This is a genomic window from Serratia sp. H1w (assembly GCF_000633355.1).
Classification (GTDB): Bacteria; Pseudomonadota; Gammaproteobacteria; order Enterobacterales; family Enterobacteriaceae; genus Chania.
This window is the reverse complement of sequence record NZ_AYMQ01000085.1, coordinates 1-24,973: the sequence shown is the minus strand read 5'-3', so window position 1 is coordinate 24,973 and position 24,973 is coordinate 1. Positions and strand designations below refer to the sequence as shown.

Annotated in this window: 20 protein-coding genes; 8 read left to right on the top strand and 12 right to left on the bottom strand. The window is 54.2% G+C overall.

Annotated features, from left to right (window positions below; genetic code table 11):
- Positions 1-316: 316 nt before the first annotated feature.
- From actP to acs, 3 genes are all read right to left on the bottom strand, one after another.
- The gene (actP, locus tag U869_RS0119550) at positions 317-1,969 is read right to left on the bottom strand and encodes a cation/acetate symporter ActP (protein WP_025123814.1); all 1,653 of its coding nucleotides are present in this window, start codon (positions 1,967-1,969) and stop codon (positions 317-319) included.
- Positions 1,966-2,277 carry a DUF485 domain-containing protein gene (locus tag U869_RS0119545; RefSeq protein ID WP_025123813.1) on the bottom strand — a complete coding sequence of 104 codons (312 nt, stop codon included), beginning with the start codon at positions 2,275-2,277 and terminating at the stop codon, positions 1,966-1,968. The genes actP and U869_RS0119545 overlap by 4 nt, the downstream gene beginning before the upstream one ends.
- 181 nt (positions 2,278-2,458) lie before the next feature.
- Positions 2,459-4,417 (bottom strand): acetate--CoA ligase, encoded by a 1,959-nt coding sequence (gene acs / locus U869_RS0119540; protein ID WP_025123812.1) that lies wholly within the window; start codon positions 4,415-4,417, stop codon positions 2,459-2,461.
- Positions 4,418-5,315: 898 nt separating this feature from the next.
- On the opposite strand from acs, the gene gltP reads away from it, so the two are divergent.
- Positions 5,316-6,620 carry a glutamate/aspartate:proton symporter GltP gene (gene gltP / locus U869_RS0119530; RefSeq protein ID WP_025123811.1) on the top strand — a complete coding sequence of 435 codons (1,305 nt, stop codon included), beginning with the start codon at positions 5,316-5,318 and terminating at the stop codon, positions 6,618-6,620.
- 118 nt (positions 6,621-6,738) lie between these two features.
- The gene (locus U869_RS30130) at positions 6,739-8,007 is read left to right on the top strand and encodes a hypothetical protein (RefSeq protein WP_025123810.1); all 1,269 of its coding nucleotides are present in this window, start codon (positions 6,739-6,741) and stop codon (positions 8,005-8,007) included.
- Between the two features lie 47 nt (positions 8,008-8,054).
- Here U869_RS30130 and U869_RS0119520 read toward each other — a convergent pair whose 3' ends face one another.
- Together U869_RS0119520 and U869_RS0119515 are read right to left on the bottom strand one after the other, a co-directional pair.
- Positions 8,055-8,576 (bottom strand): metal-dependent hydrolase, encoded by a 522-nt coding sequence (locus tag U869_RS0119520; RefSeq protein WP_025123809.1) that lies wholly within the window; start codon positions 8,574-8,576, stop codon positions 8,055-8,057.
- A gap of 36 nt (positions 8,577-8,612) precedes the next feature.
- Positions 8,613-9,230 (bottom strand): TetR/AcrR family transcriptional regulator, encoded by a 618-nt coding sequence (locus U869_RS0119515; RefSeq protein ID WP_025123808.1) that lies wholly within the window; start codon positions 9,228-9,230, stop codon positions 8,613-8,615.
- A gap of 113 nt (positions 9,231-9,343) precedes the next feature.
- Between U869_RS0119515 and U869_RS0119510 the strand changes: the two genes are divergently transcribed.
- Positions 9,344-9,946, top strand: a complete 603-nt coding sequence (locus U869_RS0119510) for an NAD(P)H-dependent oxidoreductase (protein ID WP_025123807.1) — start codon at positions 9,344-9,346, stop codon at positions 9,944-9,946.
- Between the two features lie 31 nt (positions 9,947-9,977).
- Here U869_RS0119510 and norR read toward each other — a convergent pair whose 3' ends face one another.
- On the bottom strand, positions 9,978-11,498 hold the full coding sequence (gene norR / locus U869_RS0119505) for a nitric oxide reductase transcriptional regulator NorR (RefSeq protein WP_025123806.1): 1,521 nt from the start codon (positions 11,496-11,498) through the stop codon (positions 9,978-9,980).
- Positions 11,499-11,660: 162 nt separating this feature from the next.
- Between norR and norV the strand changes: the two genes are divergently transcribed.
- From norV to U869_RS0119490, 3 genes are read left to right on the top strand one after another with little or no spacing between them, the layout of a single operon-like run.
- Complete coding sequence (gene norV, locus U869_RS0119500) at positions 11,661-13,121, top strand: anaerobic nitric oxide reductase flavorubredoxin (protein ID WP_025123805.1); 1,461 nt, start codon at positions 11,661-11,663, stop codon at positions 13,119-13,121.
- Positions 13,118-14,251, top strand: coding sequence for an NADH:flavorubredoxin reductase NorW (gene norW, locus U869_RS0119495; RefSeq protein ID WP_025123804.1), 1,134 nt, complete (start codon positions 13,118-13,120; stop codon positions 14,249-14,251). The genes norV and norW overlap by 4 nt, the downstream gene beginning before the upstream one ends.
- A 24-nt stretch (positions 14,252-14,275) precedes the next feature.
- Positions 14,276-14,629: a DUF1971 domain-containing protein gene (locus U869_RS0119490; RefSeq protein ID WP_025123803.1), complete on the top strand. Its 354-nt coding sequence runs from the start codon at positions 14,276-14,278 to the stop codon at positions 14,627-14,629.
- A 193-nt stretch (positions 14,630-14,822) separates the two neighbouring features.
- On the opposite strand, the gene U869_RS0119485 is transcribed toward U869_RS0119490, so the two are convergent.
- The 5 genes from U869_RS0119485 to torC form a co-directional block, all read right to left on the bottom strand.
- Positions 14,823-15,194 carry a hypothetical protein gene (locus U869_RS0119485; RefSeq protein WP_025123802.1) on the bottom strand — a complete coding sequence of 124 codons (372 nt, stop codon included), beginning with the start codon at positions 15,192-15,194 and terminating at the stop codon, positions 14,823-14,825.
- Between the two features lie 14 nt (positions 15,195-15,208).
- Positions 15,209-15,406: a hypothetical protein gene (locus U869_RS32230; RefSeq protein WP_157834745.1), complete on the bottom strand. Its 198-nt coding sequence runs from the start codon at positions 15,404-15,406 to the stop codon at positions 15,209-15,211.
- A 433-nt stretch (positions 15,407-15,839) separates the two neighbouring features.
- Entirely contained in the window at positions 15,840-16,478 is a 639-nt protein-coding gene (torD, locus tag U869_RS0119480) for a molecular chaperone TorD (protein ID WP_025123801.1), read from the bottom strand.
- Between the two features lie 12 nt (positions 16,479-16,490).
- On the bottom strand, positions 16,491-19,037 hold the full coding sequence (torA, locus tag U869_RS0119475; protein ID WP_025123800.1) for a trimethylamine-N-oxide reductase TorA: 2,547 nt from the start codon (positions 19,035-19,037) through the stop codon (positions 16,491-16,493).
- A 12-nt stretch (positions 19,038-19,049) separates the two neighbouring features.
- Complete coding sequence (torC, locus tag U869_RS0119470; RefSeq protein ID WP_025123799.1) at positions 19,050-20,213, bottom strand: pentaheme c-type cytochrome TorC; 1,164 nt, start codon at positions 20,211-20,213, stop codon at positions 19,050-19,052.
- Between the two features lie 135 nt (positions 20,214-20,348).
- Here torC and torR point away from each other — a divergent pair, with 135 nt between their 5' ends.
- Entirely contained in the window at positions 20,349-21,044 is a 696-nt protein-coding gene (gene torR / locus U869_RS0119465; protein ID WP_025123798.1) for a two-component system response regulator TorR, read from the top strand.
- On the opposite strand, the gene torT is transcribed toward torR, so the two are convergent.
- The gene (torT, locus tag U869_RS0119460; protein WP_025123797.1) at positions 21,024-22,058 is read right to left on the bottom strand and encodes a TMAO reductase system periplasmic protein TorT; all 1,035 of its coding nucleotides are present in this window, start codon (positions 22,056-22,058) and stop codon (positions 21,024-21,026) included. The genes torR and torT overlap by 21 nt on opposite strands.
- A gap of 84 nt (positions 22,059-22,142) precedes the next feature.
- Here torT and torS point away from each other — a divergent pair, with 84 nt between their 5' ends.
- Entirely contained in the window at positions 22,143-24,884 is a 2,742-nt protein-coding gene (gene torS / locus U869_RS0119455; RefSeq protein ID WP_025123995.1) for a TMAO reductase system sensor histidine kinase/response regulator TorS, read from the top strand.
- The last annotated feature ends 89 nt before the right edge of the window (positions 24,885-24,973 follow it).

Below are 24,973 nucleotides of genomic sequence, written 5' to 3'. Positions count from 1 at the left end.
TATGCGTCGAAAACAGAAATCCCCGCTCCCCTCAATCCCCGGGTTCAAAACGTAGGGGCGCTGCATGCTGCGCCCGTGTGGATACGCCCCTCACCCCAACCCTCTCCCGCAGACGGATTGAGAACGCCATAAGCCCCTGTTTAAGGGAGAGGGAGCGAGTCTGGAGTCGTGGGTTGGGCTGTGCAGCTGCGGAAAAAATGGGAACTATCAGCGGACTCGATCGGTTCCCTCTCCTGGGGGAGAGGGTTAGGGTGAGGGGATTATCACGGATCTAACAGAAATTAACCTGCCGGATGAACCAGCAGGTTACCGCTTCTTAGTGTGCACTTCCCTGAGAAATCCCCACGCCGGTTTGTGAACGTACAAACTGGGCACGGAATTTCACGCGCTCTTGCTGCCCAACCAATGAATTATCGGTCACAGAGAAGAACCAGGTGCCGATAAAGGCAACCAGCATTGAGAACAGCGCCGGATATTCGTAAGGATAAATCGGTTTGGCATGGCCGAGGATCTGCACCCAGATAGTTGGGCCGAGGATCATCAGGATCACCGCAGTTGACAGACCAAGCCAGCCACCAATCATCGCTCCCCGCGTGGTCAGACGTGACCAATACATGGAAAGAATGATGATTGGGAAGTTACAGCTGGCTGCAATGGAGAATGCCAGCCCCACCATAAAGGCAATGTTCTGCTTCTCGAACAGGATCCCCAGAGCAATAGCCACCACCCCAAGCAACACCACGGTAATCTTGGAAACTTTCAGCTCGTCACGCTCGGTCGCTTTGCCGTTTTTGATCACGCAGGCATAGAGATCGTGAGAAACCGCAGACGCCCCCGCCAAGGTAAGCCCGGCAACCACGGCCAGGATGGTGGCAAAGGCTACCGCAGAGATAAAGCCGAGGAAGAAGTTACCACCCACCGCGTTAGCCAGATGCACCGCAGCCATGTTGTTGCCGCCCAGCAATGCTCCGCTGGCATCCTTGAAGATTGGGTTGCCACTGACCAGCAGGATCGCGCCGAAACCGATAATAAAGGTCAGGATATAGAAGTAACCAATAAAACCGGTGGCATAAAACACGCTCTTACGGGCTTCTTTGGCATCACTTACGGTAAAGAAGCGCATCAGGATATGTGGCAAACCGGCGGTACCGAACATCAACGCCAGACCCAGAGAGAGTGCGGATATCGGATCGGAAACCAGTCCTCCTGGGCTCATGATGGACAGCCCCTTCGGATGCACCTTCACGGCTTCGGCAAACAGGGTGTTGAAATCAAAATTGACGGATTTCATCACCATCAGCGCCATAAAGCTGGCACCGGCCAACAGCAGCACGGCCTTGATTATTTGTACCCAAGTGGTGGCCAACATGCCGCCAAACAGAACGTACAGCACCATCAGTATGCCGACCAATACCACGGCTACGTGGTAATTGAGGCCGAATAACAGCTGGATTAGCTTGCCTGCCCCTACCATCTGGGCAATCAGGTACAGCGCGACCACCACCAGTGAGCCACAGGCCGAAAGGGAACGGATCGGCTTCTGTTTCAGGCGGTAAGAGGCCACGTCGGCAAAGGTATAACGGCCAAGGTTACGCAGCCGCTCGGCAATCAGGAACAAAATGATCGGCCAGCCAATCAGGAAGCCGATGGAGTAAATCAGCCCGTCATAGCCGGAGGTGTAGACCAGCGCGGAGATACCGAGGAACGAAGCCGCAGACATAAAGTCGCCGGCGATGGCCAAGCCGTTTTGAAAACCGGTGATGCGCCCGCCAGCGGTGTAGTAATCCTGACGAGAGCGGGTACGTTTGGAAGCCCAGTAGGTGATATAAAGCGTCGCGCCAACAAACAGGACGAACATAACGATCGCCTGGATGTTCAGCGGTTGGCGCTGTACTGCGCCAGTAAGGGCATCGGCATGGCTCAGGCCCGGTAAGGCCAGCAGCGCGGAGGCTGAAAGTAGGCGCTTCATTGTTTAACCTCGCGCAGGATTTCAGCATTCAGGCGATCGAACTCACCGTTGGCACGGTAAACATAGATCCCGGTTAACACGAACGAAATCACAATCAATCCGACACCGACCGGGATCCCACGGGTAATGGTCAATCCGGCTGCGAGTGGGGTACCCAGCCACTGCGGGTCGAAGGCAATCAGCAAGATAAAGCCGACGTACAGCGCCAGTGTGATCAATGACAGGAGCCAGGCAAAACGGCTGCGTTTTTGCACCAGCTCCTTAAAGCGCGGGTTTTCTTCAATCCTTTGATAAATGTCTTCATTCATCCGAGTTTCTCCAATAGGTATTGAACAAGTACGCCGCGCGATACCTTTCCAGCTGGCAAATTGGCGCTCTGCGGGCCGCCTTTACCCATCCCAGTCAAAATGTCTGGGATAGGCATTGATGCATTTGAAAGCTTTCAGGTATACAGGCCGTTCGCAGACGAACGGCCGGAAACGGCGCAGATTAGGATGGAACTTTCATAGATTGTTTTTCTTCCAACAGCTTTTCGACTACAGCCGGATCGGCCAGCGTTGAGGTATCCCCCAGGTTGCTGGTATCACCGGCAGCAATTTTGCGCAGGATACGCCGCATAATTTTGCCGGACCGTGTTTTAGGTAATGAGTCGGTCCAATGGAGCACATCAGGCGTGGCAATTGGCCCGATTTCTTTGCGTACCCAGTTACGTACTTCGGCATACAGTTCTGGCGTTGGCTCTTCCCCATGATTCAGGGTGATATAGGCATAGATTGCCTGACCCTTAATGTTATGCGGGATGCCTACCACGGCAGCCTCGGCAATTTTAGGGTGGGAAACCAATGCGGATTCGATTTCGGCGGTACCCAGACGGTGGCCGGAAACATTCAGCACGTCATCGACACGGCCGGTGATCCAGTAATAGCCATCTTCGTCACGGCGAGCGCCATCACCACTGAAATACATGCCTTTGAAGGTGGAGAAGTAGGTTTGCTCGAAGCGGTCATGGTCGCCGAACAGAGTACGAGCCTGACCCGGCCAGGAGTCGGTGATCACCAGGTTGCCTTCACAGGCACCTTCCTGTGGTTCACCCATGTTATCGACCAGCGCCGGTTGCACACCAAAGAATGGACGGGTGGCGGAACCAGCCTTCAACTCGGTAGCGCCTGGTAGCGGGGTGATCATGAAACCACCGGTTTCGGTCTGCCACCAGGTATCCACGATTGGGCATTTCGCGTTACCAATCTTGTTGTAATACCACTCCCAGGCTTCCGGGTTGATTGGCTCACCCACGGAGCCCATGATGCGCAGCGAATCACGTTTGGTGCCTTCGATCGCCTTGTCACCTTCGGCCATCAGGGCGCGGATTGCCGTAGGTGCGGTATACAGGATATTGACCTGATGTTTATCAACCACCTGTGACAGACGGTTCACGCCGGGATAGTTCGGCACGCCTTCGAACATCAAGGTGATCGCGCCGCAGGCCAATGGACCATATAGCAGATAGCTGTGGCCGGTAACCCAGCCCACGTCGGCGGTACACCAATAGATATCGCCATCGTGGTAATCAAACACATATTTGAAGGTTAGTGCGGCGTAAACCAGATAGCCCCCGGTGGTGTGCACCACGCCTTTCGGTTTGCCGGTGGAGCCTGAGGTATAAAGGATAAACAGCGGATCTTCCGCATTCATCTCTTCCGGTGGGCAGTCCGCAGAAACGCCTTCGGTCAGCTCATGCCACCAGAGATCGCGGCCTTCTTGCCAGTAGCCCGGCTTGCCGGTGCGTTGGAACACCACTACGTTGTTGACGCTCTTCACCCCTGGATTTTTCAGCGCATCATCGACGTTCTTTTTCAGTGGTACGGCACGACCTGCGCGCAGCCCCTCATCGGCGGTGATCACCAGCTTGGAGTTGGAGTCGATAATACGGCCCGCAACGGCTTCTGGAGAAAAACCACCAAAGATCACCGAGTGCACGGCACCAATGCGGGCACAGGCCAGCATCGCCACGGCCGCCTCTGGCACCATTGGCATATAGATAGCGACCACATCGCCTTTCTTCACCCCGAGCTTTTTCAGCACGTTGGCGAACTGGCAGACGTCATGGTGCAGTTGTTTATAAGTGACCTTGGCCGATTGGGTTGGATCGTCGCCTTCCCAGATAATGGCGGTTTGATCGCCGCGTTCGGCCAGGTGGCGATCCAGGCAGTTGGCCGCCAGGTTAAGCGTGCCGTCTTCAAACCAGCGGATGCTGATATGGCCAGGATCGAAAGAGGTGTTCTTCACCGAGGTGTAGGGTTTGATCCAATCGAGGATCTTGCCGTGCTCGCCCCAGAATGCCGCTGGGTCCTGCACAGATTGTTGATAATACTGCTGATATTGCTCCGGATTGATCAGGGCACGTTCTGCAATTGCAGACGGAATGGCGTGTTTATGCAGTTGGCTCATGGTTTTTCTCCTTAGAATTGTTAATGATATGTCAACTGACGGTTAAGTATAGTTTGCCATGACGGTTTGTTTCTTTTTTGGGCGACAGATCACGCAACGAAGATGTTGATTTGTAATAGTTACTGTCGTAATTGTGTTGTGTACCTGTTTGGTTGACGGTGAGAAACCCGTTAGCGACGTATTTGTATTAAAAACTTTTTAGATAGCTAAAAAACAATCGGCATCTGGCGTTAACGTGATGGTAAAGGAAAAGCCAAGCCTTATCGGCAGCAGGTTATATTCCGTGTGGAACTCCACGTGTTAATAATTGCTATAAATACTCGCCTTAATGGTTAGCCCTAAACTATCGAAGGTTTATTGTCTTGCCGCTTTTATTAGGCTTGTTGCTTGAAAAGTAAATTAAGAGATTCAGTGAATGATCTGTGAGTTATTCATTAGTTTCGTGAATTATATTAAGAATAATCGCAGGCTAATAAAAGTGTCCGAACGATGCTTTTATTTTCTTTTGTAAAACCTTTCATTAACAATATTGAAACACTCATTGAGACTAAATATGCAAATACCCTGACAAATCACGCACTTTTATTTAGGCTAAAAATTGTCCTATTTTGTCGTGTATTGATCTGCTCAAGCTAATATTATGTTTTTTAGAACAAGTAATTATGTTGCGAATCGTTTTTTGTTTGTTGGTTTTTTGCGGGTGAAAAGGCAGGAAGTGAGATGAAACAAGGCTTGCAGAAGCCCGCCCTCAGATGGTACAGATTTATACTGCGTGATACCAAGGGCAGGTGGACGCAGAGGTTCACAAACATAAGCCCGTAATAAATGATTAAGTATTCCATCCGTCGTCCAGGTGTTGTTAAGCACTTAGGCACGGAGTCTTTGAGGACTTTTGGGTATGAAAAATGTAAAAATCAGCCTTGCCTGGCAAATCCTGATCGCGTTGGTATTAGGTATTGCTTTGGGCGCCGTGCTGCACAACCAAACGGAATCACGTGAGTGGATGGTCAGTAATATACTGAGCCCCGCCGGTGATATCTTTATTCGCCTGATCAAGATGATCGTGGTTCCCATTGTTATTTCTACACTGATTGTTGGCATTGCCGGTATTGGAGATACCAAAAAGCTGGGCCGCATTGGATTGAAAACCATTATCTATTTTGAAGTGATCACCACCATCGCCATCATCGTGGGCGTGACATTGGCTAATGTTTTTCAACCCGGGCACGGCATCGACATGTCGACGCTGACTGCGGTCGATATTTCACAATATGAAAAAACGACGGAACAGGTGCAAAGTGGCTCACATAGCCTGGTAGCGACCATCCTTTCGTTAATTCCTTCTAACGTGTTTGCTTCGATGGTCAGAGGCGACATGCTGCCGATCATCTTCTTCTCGGTGCTGTTTGGCCTGGGCTTGTCTTCCCTGCCGAAAGAAACCAAAGAACCGTTGCTGAAGGTGTTCAAGGCGGTGGCCGAGAGTATGTTCAAAGTGACGCATATGATCATGCGTTACGCGCCTATCGGGGTGTTTGGTCTGATCTCGGTGACGGTCGCCAACTTTGGTTTCGCTTCGCTGTTGCCGCTGGCCAAACTGGTGGTGCTGGTGTACTTCGCTATCGCCTTCTTTGCCTTGGTGGTGCTGGGGGCCGTCGCGCGGTTGTGTAATCTGCGCATCTGGACCTTGATCCGTATCCTGAAAGAAGAGCTGATCCTGGCTTACTCCACGGCCAGTTCGGAAACCGTGTTGCCACGGATTATCGAAAAGATGGAAGCCTACGGCGCGCCAAAAGCCATCACCAGCTTCGTGGTGCCAACGGGCTACTCTTTCAATCTGGACGGTTCAACGCTGTACCAAAGTATTGCCGCCATCTTTATCGCACAGTTGTACGGCATTGAGCTGTCACTGGGGCAAGAGATCATTCTGGTGTTGACGCTGATGGTGACCTCAAAAGGGATTGCCGGTGTGCCGGGTGTTTCCTTTGTAGTGCTGTTGGCGACCTTGGGCAGCGTAGGTATTCCGCTGGAAGGTCTGGCGTTTATCGCTGGTGTCGACCGTATCCTCGATATGGCGCGTACGGCGCTGAACGTGGTGGGCAACGCGCTGGCGGTATTGGTGATTGCCAAATGGGAACATCAGTTCGATAAGAAAAAATCGCTGGCCTACGAGCAGGAGTTTCTTGCTCCTGCCAATCAGACATAAGTCGTTCCGCTTTCTTTTCTCAAAACCCGCTTCTGGCGGGTTTTTCTATTGATTGATGGCCAAATTGTTTTAATACTGGCGCTCTCTGCAAGGCCCGACTCAGGATGAGATTTGCCTAATGAAAAGATATGCGCTGTTGCTGGTATTGTTATCCCCTTATGTTCAAGGGCAGACGCTGGTTGCCAGCGATCCGCTACGGTGCATCATCCTCGATCAGATGCGGGCCAATATTGCCTATCCCACCGATATCCAGTTTGTCGTTAAACAACTGAGCGTATCCGGTTCACAGGCGTATTTCTGCGCCACCGCCAGAACCAACGATGGCAGTGGCAGCGTTAAAATCAACGGCAAAACGGTGGTTTACGATCGGCAATTGCAGCAATCTGCGGAAGGTTTCTGGACCACGGTGAGCAATTTTGACTCTTATGTCGATTCACCGGCTCAAGCCCAATGCCATAGCACCATCCAAGACGAACTCGCCGCGAGTGGATGCCAAAACGTCGGTCTTTATGATGAAGAACGTAAGCCGTTGCTGGATGCGGTCCGGCGTAGTTACCCAGGGAAGATGGCCCAGCCTAGATTTGTGGTGTCTCACCTGTGTACGACCAGCAAGATGGCGTATTTCTGCGGACGACTGGAAGGGGAGGAAAGTCCGGAGCGGCAAGGGATGAACTACTACGACGTGATCCTGGCCAAACATGACCGATGGCAAGCGCTGAGTGTTGAGAGCAAAGCCGTGGAGAAGTGCAATTTCAGCGGGCCTGCCTCGGCGATCACCGAACAAAAACTGCTGGACGCGGCGAGTGAGCTCATTCCTTCTCAGGACTCTCAGCAGCTCAGTGACGGCGTGAAGGTTGAGATGCTAAAGCAGTTCCAACTATTCCAACAGGCGGTCAAGAAGGGCGATATGGGCTATCTGAAGGCGCATATCGTTTTCCCGCTAGAGAACGTAGTCGATACTTTCCTGGCGGGCACGAAAGATGAAGATCAGCAGAGCATTACGCCGGCGTTATTTGACCAATATGCAGTGCAAATCAGGGATGGGCTGAAGGAACTGCCGCGGCTGGGCGTCGATCTCACTAAAAAACGGCTGATTGATTATCGCGTAAGCTCGTTGACGCCGGAGGAGCAGGTCAGGAAATACTTCCCTGCCGAAGAGGACGGGCAATATTATTACTATCAAGGGGAGAAACAAGTGCCGGTAGAAGGCACCTGCGACTCAACGGGCTCCGGTGAATTTTCAGATGATGCACTCGACGTGTTTATCGGTACGGATGCCAATCTACTGATCCCTGGGCTATCAGAAGTCTGCGACGGGGGAATGCATGTACGGTTTACCCTGCAACATGGCACGTTGATGCTGAGTAGAATTGATTTTGTCGGCTAACCGGCTGACTGTGTAGGGGCAGCTGCGTGCAGCGCCCCTCGCTATCATCAACGTTTACGCAGCGCTATCATCATGGTCATCAAGATAGCGCCAGGCAGCCACACCCACAGTAATTCTGACATCATCACCGCATGTCCCGCAGGAGTCAGGTATTGATCCAGTCTGAACGGCGCCACGCGGATCACCTGCCAGGGCGCGAAGAAGCGCTCATCACTCCACGGCCATAGCCAGCCGACGCCTTTGCCCCCGGTGGTCACCGAATCCAGCAAACTGTGGGACAGCAGCGAAACAAACAGGAAAAGCCAGGTCTTGACGGGGTTAACCTTGAACCAGCGGTAGAACAGCAATGCCAAGGTCGGCATCAGGAACGCAAACAGCAGTGAATGCGTGAAGCCGCGGTGGCCGAACTGATCGCCGTAAGCCACCCCGAATTTAAATGCTAAGACATCAGCATCCGGCAGCATGGCAAGTGCGATCCCCGCGAGCAGCAGGCGGGGCGGGATGATTTTCTGGCCCAGCCCTAAACCAAGGCATAACGGCACTGCGGCGTGGGTAACGATCGTCGGCATAACTCTCTTCCATGATAAGGGACAACGGTGTGGCTATTATGGCATAGCCCTATCTGGACGATCGTCACTTCGTTGCACCATCGAAACAATGATGCTGAATAACTCCTCCTTCGCCTGAGTTGCCGTAATCGCCCCACAGCTGGTAGCGTAGGACAGCCCTTCCGCAGAGCCGAGCATCGCCCATAGCGCTGCGTCTTGCAGTTGGTTATCGCAACAGAATGGGGCAAACAGCTTGCGGCATTTCTCGGTGAACACCACGGCGTAATCATTCCTGATTTTCTCAAGCTCGGGGGTACCGGCTAGGGCCGCCATAACGCTAGGCATTTCACGCCCTTGCAGCAGCACACATTCAATGTAGGAAGTGGCAATCACCGACGCCAAGGCTGCCAGCTCCGGTTGGGTATTGCGGATGGCTTCATCCATCAGCGCGGTCTGACGGTAATCAAACTCTTGATACAATGCGGCCAGCAGGCCCGAACGGTTGGTGAAGTGGTCATAGACGACCGGCTTGGTGACGCCCGAGCGTTCGGCAAGATGGCCAAGCGTCAGCGCATCGGTGCCTTCTTCACGGATGATTTTCCAGGCGGTTGCCAGCAACTGCTGATAACGCTCTTCTCTCGATAGTCGAACTCGCGGATGTGGTTTGGAGACCATAGCCCTATTTACCCATTGACAGAGTTATATACTAAAGGTAACTTACCGATGGTAACTTACTGTTGGTATATAGATTACGTATTATACCCATCCCTGACAATAGGAGTGTCCCCATGCACGCATTAATCGTGGTTTCCCATCCTCTCGGCACGTCATTAACCCATAGCGTTGCGGCGGCCATTGCCGAAGGGGTCATCGCAGCCGATCCTGCCAATACGTTTGAAATTGCCGATCTCACCCAGGAAGGTTTCGATCCGACTTACTCTGGTGCTGATATTGCGGGCTTCCTGAAAACGGCCACTGTGCCAGAAGATATCCTGGCAGAACAGGCACGTATCGATGGAGCTGATGCACTGGTATTAGTGTTCCCAATCTATTGGTGGAGCATGCCTGCCCTGCTGAAGGGCTGGATAGACCGCGTATTTTCCAATGGGTGGGCTTATGAAGAGACCGCCGAGGGGGCCGTGGTTAAAAAATTAGGGCATTTGCCGGTACATATTATTGGGTTGGGAGCGGGCGGCAAAAGCCTCTATGATCGACACGGCTATACCGACGCATTTAACGCCCAGATTGCGCACGGTATTTTTGACTATTGCGGTGCTCCGGTGGTCACCAACGAAATGTTGCTGATGCCAGAACTGGGGGAGCCAAAGGCCTGCCTCGACGCCGCACGCAATATAGGGCGCAGCGTTTTTCAACCCGCTTACGCCGAGTAACTGGTTGGTCGGCCCGCAGGCTTCTATGGGCCTATTTAATCCCCAGTCGTTTTGCCAGCCGGTGCAGGTTGCCACTGTCCAGGTTGAGTTTACGTGCCGTAGCCGCCCAATTTCTGTCGCATCCCTCCAGTGCTTTCAGGATCACATCGCGCTGAAACTGTTGAGTCATCGTGGCGAGATCGGCCTCTGGTATCGCTACGGAGGTGCCTTCATGATCCCTCTCCAGCACAGGTTCAAACTGTAAATTGAAATGGGTAGGCAGTAGCTCCAGTTCGGCGTGGTTTTGCGTAGCGCGCGCCACAATGGCGGCACGGTAAATGGTGTGTTCCAATTCGCGCACGTTGCCGGACCACGGATATTGTTCCAACGTGGATAATGCTGCCGAGGTGAGGGTTAACTGTGTCAGGCCAAGTTTGATGCGACATCGTTCGCAGAAGAAACCGGCGAGCAGCGCAATATCACCAGCGCGCTCACGCAAGGGTGGCACGGCTATGGGAAACACGCTCAGCCGATGATACAAATCTACCCGGAATAACCCGTTAACCGCCGCCTGTTTAAGATCGCGGTTGGTGGCGGCCAGAATGCGCACGTTGACGCGTTTCACCCGGTCATCCCCTACGCGTTGCAGGTCGCCATATTGGATCACCCGCAGCAACTTGGCTTGCAGCGAAAGGGACAGCTCGCCAATCTCGTCGAGGAACAGTGTCCCTTCGTCGGCCAATTCAAACTTGCCGATACGATGTTGGATCGCACCGGTAAACGCGCCTTTGACGTGGCCGAATAGCTCACTTTCCGCGACGTTTTCTGGCAGCGCGGCACAGTTGAGATACACCATCGGCTTGGCGGCGCGCGATGATTTTCGATGAATGGCTTGCGCCACCAATTCCTTCCCTACCCCGGTTTCGCCGGTAATCAACACGTTGAGATCGGAGCTGGCTACGATGCCGATTTCCTGTTTCAACTGCCGCATGCTCGGCGAGAGCCCAATCATCTCATCGCTTTGTTTGGCGCTGCTGATGCGGTGTTCTGCCAATGGCGATAGTGACTGTTTCTCCAACATTTCCACCAGCAGGGCGTTATTGAGTGCGCCGGCGGCCAGTGCGCTAATCAGCCACAGTTCTTCGTCGCTGAAGCGATCGAACTGCTGTGGATCCATGCTATCGAAGGTTAAGGCACCGATTAAATCCTGCCCCGCGAACAGGGGTAAGCCGATGCAGGCATGCACTTTCAATTGACCGTGGCCGGGGATCAGACCGTCGTAAGGATCGGGCAAATCGCTGTCTGCCGGGAAACGCACTACGTTACCGGCACGAGCGATGGCTTCCAGCCGGGGATGTGCGTCAAGGGAGAAGCGGCGGCCCAAGACGTCCGGCGCCAGGCCATCGATGGCCAGAGGACGGAACTGTTGCCCCTCAAAACGCAGTAAAGCGGAGGCATCGCAACGTAAAAGTTCTCTTAGACTGTTGATCAAAAACTGGAAGCGATCGCGTTGCGTGAGGCCGTTTTGCAAATCTATCGCGATGGTGGCGAGCGACTGGATAGAGAGAGACATGATTGTCATTCCGACACTGAGTTGTCATAAAGACAAGCTTATCCCGCTGTCACTTTGACAGCAACCTTTTAAAAGTAGTTTTAAAACAATCAGATAATAACTGGCACGCCCTTTGCTCAATACCACTATCTCAATGTAACGATCAATCGAAGGGTAGTGAGCATGGCAATCCAGGTAAAAAACAACATTCAGTGGGTCGGGCAACGTGACTGGGAAGTGCGCGATTTTCACGGCACAGAATATAAGACCCTGAAGGGCAGCAGCTACAACAGCTATCTGATCCGTGAGGAAAAAACGGTATTGATCGATACGGTCGATCACAAATTCAGCCGCGAGTTTGTGCAAAACCTGGCGGCGGAGATCGACCTGCAAACGCTGGACTACATCATTATCAACCATGCGGAAGAAGACCATGCCGGTGCGCTCACCGAGTTGATGGCGCGGATCCCCAATACGCCGATTTACTGCACCGAAAACGGTATCGACTCCATTAACGGTCACCATCACCACCCCGAGTGGAATTTCCACGTGGTGCATACCGGCGACAGCCTGGATATCGGCAACGGCAAGCAGCTGATCTTTGTTGAAACGCCAATGCTGCACTGGCCGGACAGCATGATGACCTATATGACCGGTGATGCGGTGCTGTTCAGCAACGATGCCTTCGGCCAACATTATTGCGATGAGCATCTGTTTAACGACGAGGTCGATCAGAACGAACTGTTCGAACAGTGCCAACGCTATTACGCCAATATCCTCACGCCTTTCAGCCGCTTGGTCACACCCAAGATCACTGAAATCCTCGGGTTTAATCTGCCGGTAGATATGATTGCCACCTCGCACGGCGTGGTGTGGCGCGATAATCCGACGCAAATTGTGCATCGCTACCTGGAATGGGCAGCAGACTACCAGGAAGATCGCATCACCATTTTCTACGACACCATGTCCAACAACACCCGCATGATGGCGGATGCCATTGCCCAGGGGATCAATGAAATCGATCCTCGCGTGGCGGTGAAAATCTTTAACGTGGCGCGTCACGACAAAAACGAAATCCTCACCAACGTGTTCCGCTCCAAAGGTGTGTTGGTGGGCTCATCGACCATGAACAACGTGATGATGCCGAAAGTGGCTGGGTTGTTGGAAGAGATCACCGGCCTGCGTTTTCGCAACAAGAAAGCCTCGGCGTTCGGCAGCTATGGCTGGAACGGCGGGGCGGTTGACCGTATCCAAACCCGCCTGATGGACTGCGGTTTTGAAACCACGCTGGCGTTGAAGGCCAAATGGCGGCCGGATGGCGATACGTTGGAGGTCTGCCGTCAGCATGGCCGCGATATCGCCCGCCAATGGGCTATTTCTCCTCTGCCAGCAGGTAACGCGATCACCCCTGAAACTCAGCCTCAACCGCCAATGGCTCCGGCATCGCAGAGTGCTGAAAGCGCCGATTTGGGGCCATGTATGCAATGCAGCGTTTGCCTGTGGGTTTACGATCCGCAGCAAGGTGAGCCGATGCAGGATGTGGCGCCAGGAACGGCCTGGCCAGACGTGCCGGACGATTTCCTCTGCCCAGAATGTGCAATGGGCAAAGAGGTCTTTGATGCGATGAAGTCGGAGGCCCAATGAATCACGGCATCCTGATCGTTGGCTCCGGATTTGCGGCCCGCCAGTTGGTTAAAAGCCTGCGTAAGCTAGATGGCGATGTGTCGATTAGCCTGATTGCCGCAGACAGTTGCGATGAGTACAACAAACCGGAACTGAGCCATGTCATCAGCCAGCATCAGTCGGCAGAGGCTTTGACGCGGCAAACGGCGGGCAGTTTTGCGGAACAGTATCGTGTGACGGTGCATCCCAACACCCGTATTACCGCTCTGGATAGCCAGCAAAAAACGTTGAGTAGCGATGAACGCTACTGGCATTACGACAAACTGGTGTTGGCTATGGGGGCCTCGGCCATCGTGCCGCCGGTGCCGGGTCATCAGCATATGCTGACGTTGAACAGCCAGCAGGAATATCGCAGCAGTGAAACGGTGTTGTTAGAGGCTCAACAGGTGTTGATCCTGGGCGGCGGGCTGATTGGCTGCGAACTGGCCATGGATATGTGCCGGGCGGGCAAGCGGGTCACGCTAGTCGATAAAGCCTGTAGCCTGATGTCCGCGCTGATGCCGGTTGAGGCCAGCAGTGGCCTCCAGCATCGTTTGCAGCAGATGGGCGTCGAGCTAGTATTCAACCAGCAATTAACGGCTGTTGAACAGCGGGAAAATGGCATACATGTGACGCTGAGTAATCAGCGAGAGCTGCTGGTGGACGCCGTGGTCTCTGCCATTGGGTTGCAACCGAATATTGCTTTGGCGCAGCAGGCTAACTTGCAGGTTAACCGGGGTATCCAGGTTGATCGGAGCTTGCAGACGTCAGCGCAAGACGTTTACGCGCTCGGTGACTGTGCAGAAATCGAGGGCCAGTTGATGCCTTTCCTGCTGCCCATCCAATTCAGCGCCACGACGCTGGCAAAAAACCTGTTGGGGACGGCCGATACGGTGAAATTTCCGGCCATGCTGGTCAAGGTGAAGACGCCCGACCTGCCTTTGCATCTGGCGGGAGAAACCCAGCGTCAGGATTTGATTTGGTCGATCAGCGTGGATCCTCAGGGCATGATCGCCAAAGGGTGGGATCAACAGCAGCAACTGCGGGCGTTTATCGTCAGCGCAGATCATATGAAGCAGGCATTCAGCTTATTGAAAGTCTTGAATGCTTGAAAGCCATAGTAAGAAGGAGGAGTTATGAAATTCCGCATTCCAGTTGATTACCAGCACACCCGTTCAACGCCATTTTGGGATCGTGAAACCGTGCCCAGTGCCTTATTGACCCATCACAACACCAAAAAGGGAGTTTATGGCCGGCTTTCCGTGATGCAGGGCGCGGTGAAATATAGGGGCTTTAACAATGAGCAGGCCACCGAAGCGGAGATGGAAGTGATTATTTCGGCCGGACAGTTTGGTGTCAGCCCGCCGGAGTATTGGCACTGCATTGAGCTAATGACTCCTGACACCTACTTCAATCTGGATTTCTTTGCTGCCCCCGATCTGGAGATGGCAGGCGAGGGATTCGGGCAGGTAGTTAATCGGAAAAGTTGAAGCGACAGATCGCCCCTCACCCCAACCCTCTCCCACGGTAAAACCGTGGATCTCATGAACACTGGTTTGGGGAGAGGGAGCAGGCCAGCGTCGTTGGCAGCTCATGCGGCGCCCCTACATATTCAGCAACAATACCACTCTGTTATTTCCCCTCGAAGGAAGACATCCCTGTCATACATCCACTCAATAATCGCTACCGGACAATAACGCCCATGACCTTACCTGATGACGTCATATCAAAATCGACGACCAGCCCGGCCTTGCGCCAGCGGGTGCGTTCTTCATTGATGGAATGCCATCCCGCCAGCTGCATATAATCAACCGCCTGACCCTGATAGTTACCCGCAATCGCTGAATCCAGGCGGTGCTCCACTTGCCGTTTGGTATCTTGGTCGCCGTGCTGATGATGCCGGGTATGGCCTACATTGCATGTTCCATTAGCCTCATCAACCTGTGTACAACCAGATTGTTCCAGCTGTGCGCGATAGGCTTCACTGATAGCGAACACCGGCTGAGAAAAGATCCCTCCAACCAGAGCCATCATAACAATATGTTTGGTTTTCATTATTTGATGCCCTGTTAGCGATACCAGCAACGTGAACCATTATCGGCCTGACTGGCATCAGGCAATGTTTCACAATTAGGGAGAGTTACGCCATCGCGGGTGATGGTGTTTGAATTATGGTGATGATTATTTTCGCCTGGTGGCGTGATAACGCAGCCAGATAACAGCATGACTGCCCCGGTAAAGGCCAGCGTTATGACTATTGTCTTCATTTAAATAAAGCCCTGTCTGATATTCTATAAATTAACAGACCACTACAGAACTCCGTTTTTATCTGTCCAATATCCTTTTATCTGCATGGGTGTTGCACGGGTTCTTTAGGAACCGCGATGAGCATCATATTTTTTAAAAAAGCCAAAGGGAAGAGGTCGGACCTGGTGTTTTGTGCCGTTTTAGTGAGTTGATTTATAAGCGTAAAAAACACCCTCCCGCTGAGTTGTTAACAAGGCGGTAGCTTTGAGGGTTTTTTGTGTTGGATTTCATACTGATTATTACGCGGTATTGGCAGTGCCATCGTTAAGCTAGATACGTTTTTTTAACTTTTATTTATTTCAATAACGATAGAAAACGGTTTTACCGTTTATTTAAGATTAATCTTAATGATAATAAAGCGTGGCCCCAACAGTTGGAGCCACGCTGACTTTATTACGCCGGAATATCCGCATCCACACGTAGCAGCGCGAGCAGCAAGGTGCTCAACGCAGCATAAAACCCAAAACCGTCGTGACGAATACAGCGCTGGTTGAACTCCGGCAGCCAACTGAGGCTACCGGTTAGCACTTCACTACGCAGCGCCAGCAGCTCCTTGCCAGGCATCTCTGTTTCCGTGAGTGCAAAGTTCAGCCGGCTAAGCAGCTCCAAAATCAGCGCCAGATGATCTTCCGGCTCGCTAAAGGAGCCATCAACCTCCATACCAGACAGTGCCAACAACGCTTTCATCCGTGAGCTCTGCTCTTGCTTAAAGCGTGTGGACTCCGGCTGATAACACGAGGCATAGGGCAGCGCGGCGGATTTATCCGTCATTAGAAACAACCCGGCAAAATCGGCCGCCAGCTCCAGTTGCGCATCAGGCCGCTGCTGCATTGCCGCAACTGCCTGATTGAACTGGGTGACCGGTGCTTGCAGCGCCGGGATCTGCTCCAGCAACGTCAGCCAGGCAGTGAGCGATGGGCTGACCAGCTCGGCTATCTGCGCATCGCCAAGCTCCCGCGCAAAGCAGCCGGACAGCCAGGCATAGAGGCAGGCGTAATGCGGAGCGTCAAGCTCAGGATCCTGATTTAACATGGCATAGCCTCCTTATGGCGCGGCATTTTCTGCTGTCTTCGGCACAAACTCATATTGGGCAACCATCTCGATGGGGCCATTAAACGCGGTAACCGGTTCGATTTTGCCTTTGAACTTCTCAATCTCGACCAATGCGGTGTGTGCGCTGGTCGCCTGCGCCAGATCGGAAGAGCCGATATCCAGGGTCAGCACGTTCGGGTTGCCGTACTTACACAGCGAACCGGCCACGCCGCCGCGTTCAGGATCGTACCAGGCACCTTCATGGATGCGGATCACGCCGGGCGTATAGCGATCCGAAACCACCGCCCCGGCCAACACTTGTCCACGTGCGTTGAATACCCGCACCACGTCGCCATTGTTGATACCGCGCTCGCGTGCATCCTGCGGGCTGATAAACACCGGTTCTTTACCTGCCACGCTATATTGCGCGCGCAGCGTGTCCGATTCACACAGTTGCGAGTGCAAACGGAAATCGGGGTGGGCAGATTGCAGATGCAGCGGATAGCTGGCCGAAAGTGGCCCACCATGCGAGCGTTCTGCCTTCTCAAACCACATCGGGTGGCCCTGGCAATTGTTGTAGTTGAGATCGGCAATGCTCTTCGAGTAAATCTCGATCAGGCCGCTCGGTGTGCCTAACGGCTCTAAATCCGGGTCTTGGCGGAAGGCCTGGTGGCGCACAAACATTTCCGGGTGGCTGAATTCGAAGTAACCCGTGCCATTCCAATATTCATCAAAGGCGGGCAGAGCAATGCCGCGTCCTTTGCCCTGGCGTGCGCCGTCTTGATAAATACGTTTGATCCAGCCCATTTCGTCCAGGCCTTCGGTGAACTCCCGCTCGCGATCGAACAGCTTGCACAGTTCGCGGAAGATATCGAAGTCATTACGGGCTTCAAACTGCGGTGGTACCAGTTGCTTCATCGCCATGATGCCGCGGTTGGAATGGTTGCCGAACTGGTCGATATCGTTACGTTCAAACTGGGTAGTGGCAGGCAGCACGATATCGGCAAAACGGCAGGTGGAGGTCCACTGATTGTCGATGGCAATCACGGTTTCCAATTTCTGCCAGCCGGCGATCATGCGGTTAACCTGCTGATGACGGTGGAACGGGTTGGTACCGGCAAACACGCACATCTTCAACGGCGGCAGTTTGACGCGCTTGCCATTCCAATCAATCTCTTTGCCCGGCTCCAGCATGGCATCGATAAAGCGAGCGATAGGGATGGTGCTGCTGTAACCCTTGAAATCGCCGTTAGCGTGGATCGCTGGCGTGCTGGTGGATCCGGAGAAACCACTCAGGATCACCCCTTTACGGCTCGGCGTGCCCGCACCGTTATAGTGCCAGCCAAAACCAAAGCCGCCGCCTGGTAAACCGATCTGGCCAAGCATCGCCGCCAGCACGACTGTCATCCACGACCATTGCTCACCGTGCTGCATACGTTGTACACACCAGCCAGCGATAATCTGCGTGCGGTTGGCTGCCATCTGGCGTGCCAGTTCCTGGATGGTTTTTGCGTCGATGCCGCACAGCGTTGAGGCCCATTGGGCGTCTTTAGGTTGGCCATCGCTAGTGCCCAACAGGTAAGGAAGGAACTGCTCAAAGCCGACGCAGTAGGTGCCGAGGAAGTGGGTATCGTGCAGCTTTTCGGTGTACAACGTATGCGCCAAGGCGAGCTGCAACGGAACGTCCGTTTGTGGATTCAGGGCGATGTGCTGCACATGCTCGCGGCCCAAATACTCGTGAGTTGAGGTGACTACCGGGTCAACGCTGACTACCTTGATCTCGCCGCTGGCAGCCTTGGCTTTTAGCTCGGCATAGTATTCATAAACGTCATGATCCGGGCACCACCAATTGGCCTGCTGGTTCTTCACCAGATCCGAGCCCCAGAACACCACGGTCTTGCTGTTTTGCAGCACCAGCGGCCAAGAGGTTTGCTGCTCATAGACTTCCATTGCGCCAACCACTCGCGGCAGGATCACCTGGGCTGCGCCCGTGGAATAGTCGCCGCCGGTACCAACCGAATCCCCGTGCAGGGCTAGCGCTCTGGCCAGCATACCGGAGGCATTATGGAACATGCCGGTCGATTGCCAGCCGGTGCCAGAGAGCAGGGCGGAAGGACCATGGGTTTTCTGCACCCGCTCGAGTTCCTGATAGAACAGGTTAAGCGCTTCATCCCAGGTGACGCGCACGAAACGGTTGTCGCCGCGCTGGGTGGTGTCGCTCAAATGGCGCTTGCGCATCCAGTCGATCCGCACCATCGGATAACGAATACGTGCGGTGCCGTGGACGTGATCGGGTAGGCCCGCAATCATTTTGGAGGGATATTTATCCATCTCAAACGGCTTGGCGGCGACAAAACGCCCGTCCATCACGGTGGCGCGGATAGCCCCCCAATGGGAGCCGGTCAACAGACCTTCTTGCAGGCCACTACCGGCGCTGCCTTGGGCCAGAGCGTTCTTTGGCATCAGCAGCGACGGGCCAATCATGCCAATGGCGGTCAACCCGCCCAGTTGAGTCAGGAAACGACGGCGGGACAAGCTGATGGTTGGTAATGTTTTCATGTGCATTCTCCCTTAGTGTTTCTGCTCTGCGCCGCCGGTATCGGAAGCATTCATCTGCAAGTATTTCAGCAGGGTACGTTCTTCCCGCTTATCCAGGCTGGTGAAGCCAACCATGCCGTTCAAGGTGCCGATCCAGCTGTTGGCATCAAAGTGGGCGATCTCCGGTGCGCCGTGGCACTGGTTACAGGTGCCGTTATACAGGGCGGCGGTGTAGGCCCAGATCGGTTTGATATCGTTGACCAGATCGCCTTTCTGCACCCAGGCGGTGGTTTGCAGCTTGCTCCACTCCACGCCGGTACCGGCTACCGTGGTTTTCTCCAGCGTTTTGGCCTGCTTTTGCACCTCATCACGGATCGAGGAGACAAAAATACGTTTACCCGGCAGCAACGACAGCACGCGTTGGCGGCCGGTGGTTTCGGTCCAACCCACGATTTGTACTTCGAGCCAATCGCCATCACGTTTCAATACCGTGACTTCAGAGGCTGGCAGCAGAGAACCGGCAGGTTCTTTATCGCCTTTGGCCGCGTAGATCGGTTTCATATCCAGGGTGAAGAGCGTGTTGCCATCGCTGTTGGCGTCGGCACTGTGGCGCAGGTCTTCAAACTGTTTGCGAAAGCCGCTGCTCATGTCGGGCAACTGGTGGGCAATCCCTTTATGGCAATCGACACAGGACTGATTATCCTTGGCCGCGATGCTCATCTGCTTGGCAGCCTCTGGGTGCTGCTTGGTATGTTCCATCGCGTCATAGTTATGGCAGGAGCGGCAGCCGGCGGAATTGTTGTCCTTCATGCGCTTCCATTCGCGCTCGGCCAGTTCGGCCCGTTTGGCTTCGAACTTTTCCGGTGTATCGATCGAGTGGGCAATAAAGGTTTGGTAGATATCGTTGGCCGCTTCCATCTTGCGCCATAGCATGCCAGGCAGATCTGGTGGGATGTGGCAGTCATGGCATTCTGCGCGCACGCCGGAGGCGTTCTTGAAGTGAACAGACTGTTTGTATTCTTGATACACTGGCTGCATAGAGTGACAACTGACGCAGAACTCGGTGGTGCTGGTCATCTTGATACCAGCGTGCGGTACGATGATGATCGCTAACCCGAGAATGCAACCGATACCCACTAGTGCCAGCACCGACCATTTGGCGCTAGGCCGGGTCAGTTTCCGCCAAAGCTTGCTCATAAAATAGACCTTCTAGTTATTATGGATACTCCTTTAGTAGGATAGGGAGTAAATGTGAATAGGGTCACTGGTCTGAATGAACGCAATAAGTCACAATATGAATGGATATGAACAGGGCGGGAGCAAGTTGACACCATGAGCCATCACATCGTGATTGTTGAAGACGATCCGGTTACGCAGGCGCGCTTACGCGACTATTTCGTGCATGAGGGCTACCAGGTATCTGTGGCGGAAAGCGGCGTGGGGCTGAAGGAAATCATGCTGCTACAGCCGGTGGATCTGATTTTGCTGGATATCAACCTGCCCAATGAAAATGGCCTGTTGTTAACCCGCGCGCTGCGTGAGCGTTCCAACGTTGGGATCATTCTCGTGACTGGGCGTAGCGATCAGATCGATCGGATAGTCGGGCTGGAGATGGGGGCGGATGACTACGTGACCAAACCGCTGGAGCTGCGTGAGCTGGTGGTGCGGGTGAAAAACCTGCTGTGGCGGATCGATCTGGCCAACACCCCGGCCAGTAACGTGCAGCAAGACAACTGCTACCTGTTCGCCGGGTATTGCCTAAATCCTTCCCGCCATACAGTGATGTTCGAAGAGCAGCCCATCCGCCTGACGCGGGCCGAATATGAAATGCTGCTGGCGTTTGTCACCAACCCCGGCACGGTGCTGAGCCGTGAACGTCTGTTGCGGATGTTGTCGTCCAATCGGGTGGAACAGCCGGATCTGCGTACCGTGGACGTGCTGATACGCAGGCTGAGAAATAAGCTCAACAGCGAACTGTTTGTCACCCAGCACGGCGAGGGCTACTTCCTAGCCGCCGACGTCAGCTGACGGCAACAGATAGACCGGCCGAAAACCGAGGGGTGAGAGCGAGAGTGCCACCTTTTGGAGGCTGATGTTGCCCGGCGTCAGAGTCAGAATATGCGGGCTGATATTATTTCCCACTGGCTGATGCTGCAAAACCCGGATCGCCTGATCGATAGCCAACTCGCCCTGAAGCACCATCTGATCGCTGGCGGCCACCATGATCTTGTCGCGCTTAAGTCCACGGTAAACCTGGTGCGAGAGATAAAAAGAGACAATCCCCAACGGTTGCTGCCGATTACGATTTTCCCCCATCGCCACCTGAGCGGCAATGGCGTTGCCTGCGACCAGATTGATTTGCGGATGCTGCTCCAGCATGTCTTGCAGTAAATTGCGCTGAATTTCTACGTCATTATCGCCATACACCACCTCGACGATGTTGATCGCGCTGCCAGCAACGGCGGCCCGAAACCCTTCAATCATTTCCTTGCTGCCACCGGCATCCTTGGGTCCTGGCATCAGCAACACGTTGAGTGGCCGTTGAGTCGCGTGCTCAACCAGATAACGCCCTGGTTGGTAGCCCATCTGGAACCATGGCACTCCCACCCGTACTTTGGTTGCCGCATAGCCCAAGGCGTTGACCACCTCAATTACCGGTGTGTCGCCCACGGCGGCGGCCAGATCGGGGAACTGTGCTACGCTGCTGCCAAGCAAAATCGCATCGGCTCCCCAACTGCGGCAGAGCGCCAATTGTTCACGCTGGGTATCGATCTGCGAGTAGCCACTGGCTTCAAAGATTTGCAGCGTCACGCCAGCGCGTTGTGCCTCACGCACCATGCCGTAATTAATGGATAACCAGTAAGAGTCTTTCAGGCTGGGGTAGAGTGCGCACAGTTTCCAACGGCGCTCCGCCTGAATGGCTGCCACGGCGGCCACCGGCTCAGACTGGCGCTCGTTTATCCAACGCACCAACGGGGCCGATGAGACGGCCAGCGCTGACGAGACGTGCAGGCCGCAGATAAACAGCAGCAGAAAACGCAGAAGAGAGGTATGCATAATAGCCTCATAGATCGGATGCCTTTATGCTATAGGCTTCGTAGCTGATATTCCATCACCGGGACATTTATGGGGCACCCTTCGTTAACACGACGACTTTGGTTGGCTTTTTTGCTGATGGCGGGCCTGACGCTGCTCAGTTCGCTGATCGGCTGGTTCGGCTTTCGCTTTATTGGCGAGGTTGAGCAAACCCATACCCAGTCGGTGATCCCCACCATGAACATGGCGCGCCAGCTGAGCGAGGCCAGCGCGTACGAACTCTTCTCTGCCCAAAGCCTGACCAACGCCAATACCCAGGCGGAATGGCTCGATCAAGGCAAGATGCTGACGGTGCAAAGCCTGCGTATCAGCCGGTTGCTGGGGCGTTTACGTGAGCAGGGTTTTGATACTGCGGCGATCGAGCAACAGGAATCCGATATTACCCGCAGTCTGGGCTTACAGGGTGAGTTGGTCGGCCAGCGCCTGACGCTGCGCAAACAACAGAGCGAGCTGTCGCGCCAAATTATGGAGGCGGCATCCCGCATTGCCGAACTGGCCAAGGGGCAGTTAAACAATGCGGCTACAGCGGCGGGCGTGACCCAGGCAGGGATTTACGATCTGATCGATCAGCATCGCAACCAGGCGGCAGAGCAGGCGTTAGACCGGTTGATCGATGTCGATCTGGAATATCAAAACCAGATGAGCGAGTTGCGGCTTAATGCGATCCAGATCGAGCATCTGATCCTGCTGCTGGAGAAAGAGGTCGCTGAGCGAGCACCGGCTGAATTGGTTTCCCGTATTGGTGACTACGTGCGTATTTTGCAGCGGCGTCAGGAACGTGTCGAAGATCCGCTCACGCGGGAGAAGATCGGCACTGAATTGCAGATTGTGGCACGTTATCAGCAACTTTCGGCACTTTATCAGCAGGAGCAGGATATTCGCGCCCAGCTGCAGGCGCTGTCGCAAAACAACCTGGATATGTTTACCCGCTTTAGCAGCGAAATCAGCCGCCAGGTCAGCGACATTGAACGGCGCAATACGCAGGCATTGGAAACGCTGAAGCAGGCCCGCGAAACCGGCAAATTCTGGCTGATCGTCTTGAGCCTGTTCACTCTGGCGGTGCTGTCGCTGATCCTATGGCGCGTGGTGTGGCGCTCGGTCACCTTACCTTTGGCGAAGCAAACCGCGGCGCTGCAACGGTTGCTGCAAGGCGATCTTAACTCGCCTTTTCCTGCGACCTCGGTGGTGCATGAGCTCAATACCATGGGGCAACTCATGGAGGCGTTTCGCGCCAATGCCGATGCCTTGCAGAACCAGCAGCAGTATCTGGCGGCACAGGTCGAATTACGCACGGCGGAACTGGAAGCGCTGGTGGTCGAGCACCATCAGGCTCGGGCAGAGGCCGAAAAGGCCAACCGCGCCAAATCCGCCTTTTTGGCGGCAATGAGCCATGAAATCCGCACGCCGTTGCACGGTGTGTTAGGCACCGCTCAGCTACTCTCCGAGCAGTCGCTATCGGCCAAAAGCCTGGCTTATGTACAGGCGATCAATGACTCCGGCGAAAGCCTGTTGGCGATCCTCAACGATATTCTCGACTACTCGGCGCTAGAGGCAGGCAAAGGCAGCGTAACCGTCAGCAATGAACCTTTCGACCCGCGCCAGCTGTTGGCGAGTATTGTACGTTTGATCTCTGGGCGGTTGCGTCATCGCGATATCCAGCTCAGCCTCAGCTGTGCCGATGAATTGCCGCAGTGGCTCAATGGCGATCCGCGGCGTATTCGCCAGGTCGTGATTAACCTGCTGTCCAACGCCTTGCGCTTTACCGAACAGGGGCGAGTGGCGGTGAGCTGTCGGGTTGATGGCCAGCGCTGGCAAATCGATGTGGCCGACACGGGCTGCGGCATTTCCGCCGACGGACTCACACAAATTTTCCAACCCTTCGTGCAACTGACGGATAAACGCGGCGGCACCGGGTTAGGTTTAGCCATCAGCCAAGGATTGACCGAAGCGTTGAAGGGGACGCTAAGCGCTACCAGCACGCCGGGCCAGGGCAGCTGTTTCTCGCTGAGCCTGCCGTTGCAGATTGCGGCCACGCCAGTCCAGCATCGCGCCGAAGAGCGCACCGACCTTGCCAACTATCGCCTGTTGATCGTCGAGGATAATCTGGTTACGCAGCGCATCACGGCGGAAATGCTACAGTCTTGCGGTGCCGGGGTTACGGTGGCTAGCGATGGCCAAAGCGCGTTGGACATACTGACAGCCGACTCGGCATTCAGTGGCGTGCTGGTCGATTTGGACCTACCCGATATGGATGGCATCACGCTCTCGTTGCAGATCACGGCCCGTTGCCCACAACTGCCGCTGATCGGTTTTAGCGCCCATGTGGCCGATGAAGTGCTGCGACAGCGCACGAGCGAAGTATTCCGCGGGCTGATACAGAAACCTATCGCGCGTGAGGAATTGAGTCGATTGATTGAGCATTATTTGACGGCGAATCAAAAAACGGCGTTGTCCGCAAGCTCGCTGGATACGGAACAACTAACCCAGGATGCGGCGGTGTTTGGCAAAGAGAAAATCGGCGAATGGCGGGAGCTGTTTATTGCACACGCGTTGCCGCTGGTGGCGGAAATTGAACAGGCGTTCGAGGCCGGGGATGAAGACTTGGTGGCGCGTTTGGCCCATAAGTTGAAAAGTGGCTGCGCCAGTTTGGGGATGCAACGTTCGGTTCAAGCCTGCGTACAATTGGAGCAACGGGGGCGGGAAAACGTGCAATTACGCCAGATAGTGATGGATGAACTCCGGCGTTTGGCGGTTTGGGTTGAAGCAGTGTAGCCGACAGTCAAATGAAGTTTGGAGGCGGGCCAATGCCCTGAAAGCAAAAAACCCGCCATAGGCGGGTTCTTCTAAATGATGGTGCCCGG

Bases quoted from the DNA above. Each gene is read 5' to 3' on its own strand.
- norV (WP_025123805.1), top strand. From the start codon at position 11,661: ATGGCAATCCAGGTAAAAAACAACATTCAGTGGGTCGGGCAACGTGAC.
- torC (WP_025123799.1), bottom strand. From the start codon at position 20,213: ATGAGCAAGCTTTGGCGGAAACTGACCCGGCCTAGCGCCAAATGGTCG.
- torD (WP_025123801.1), bottom strand. From the start codon at position 16,478: ATGTTAAATCAGGATCCTGAGCTTGACGCTCCGCATTACGCCTGCCTC.
- U869_RS32230 (WP_157834745.1), bottom strand. From the start codon at position 15,406: ATGAAGACAATAGTCATAACGCTGGCCTTTACCGGGGCAGTCATGCTG.
- U869_RS0119545 (WP_025123813.1), bottom strand. From the start codon at position 2,277: ATGAATGAAGACATTTATCAAAGGATTGAAGAAAACCCGCGCTTTAAG.
- U869_RS0119485 (WP_025123802.1), bottom strand. From the start codon at position 15,194: ATGAAAACCAAACATATTGTTATGATGGCTCTGGTTGGAGGGATCTTT.
- torR (WP_025123798.1), top strand. From the start codon at position 20,349: ATGAGCCATCACATCGTGATTGTTGAAGACGATCCGGTTACGCAGGCG.
- U869_RS30130 (WP_025123810.1), top strand. From the start codon at position 6,739: ATGAAAAGATATGCGCTGTTGCTGGTATTGTTATCCCCTTATGTTCAA.
- acs (WP_025123812.1), bottom strand. From the start codon at position 4,417: ATGAGCCAACTGCATAAACACGCCATTCCGTCTGCAATTGCAGAACGT.
- actP (WP_025123814.1), bottom strand. From the start codon at position 1,969: ATGAAGCGCCTACTTTCAGCCTCCGCGCTGCTGGCCTTACCGGGCCTG.
- U869_RS0119510 (WP_025123807.1), top strand. From the start codon at position 9,344: ATGCACGCATTAATCGTGGTTTCCCATCCTCTCGGCACGTCATTAACC.
- norW (WP_025123804.1), top strand. From the start codon at position 13,118: ATGAATCACGGCATCCTGATCGTTGGCTCCGGATTTGCGGCCCGCCAG.
- U869_RS0119490 (WP_025123803.1), top strand. From the start codon at position 14,276: ATGAAATTCCGCATTCCAGTTGATTACCAGCACACCCGTTCAACGCCA.
- torA (WP_025123800.1), bottom strand. From the start codon at position 19,037: ATGAAAACATTACCAACCATCAGCTTGTCCCGCCGTCGTTTCCTGACT.
- torS (WP_025123995.1), top strand. From the start codon at position 22,143: ATGGGGCACCCTTCGTTAACACGACGACTTTGGTTGGCTTTTTTGCTG.
- U869_RS0119515 (WP_025123808.1), bottom strand. From the start codon at position 9,230: ATGGTCTCCAAACCACATCCGCGAGTTCGACTATCGAGAGAAGAGCGT.
- U869_RS0119520 (WP_025123809.1), bottom strand. From the start codon at position 8,576: ATGCCGACGATCGTTACCCACGCCGCAGTGCCGTTATGCCTTGGTTTA.
- gltP (WP_025123811.1), top strand. From the start codon at position 5,316: ATGAAAAATGTAAAAATCAGCCTTGCCTGGCAAATCCTGATCGCGTTG.
- norR (WP_025123806.1), bottom strand. From the start codon at position 11,498: ATGTCTCTCTCTATCCAGTCGCTCGCCACCATCGCGATAGATTTGCAA.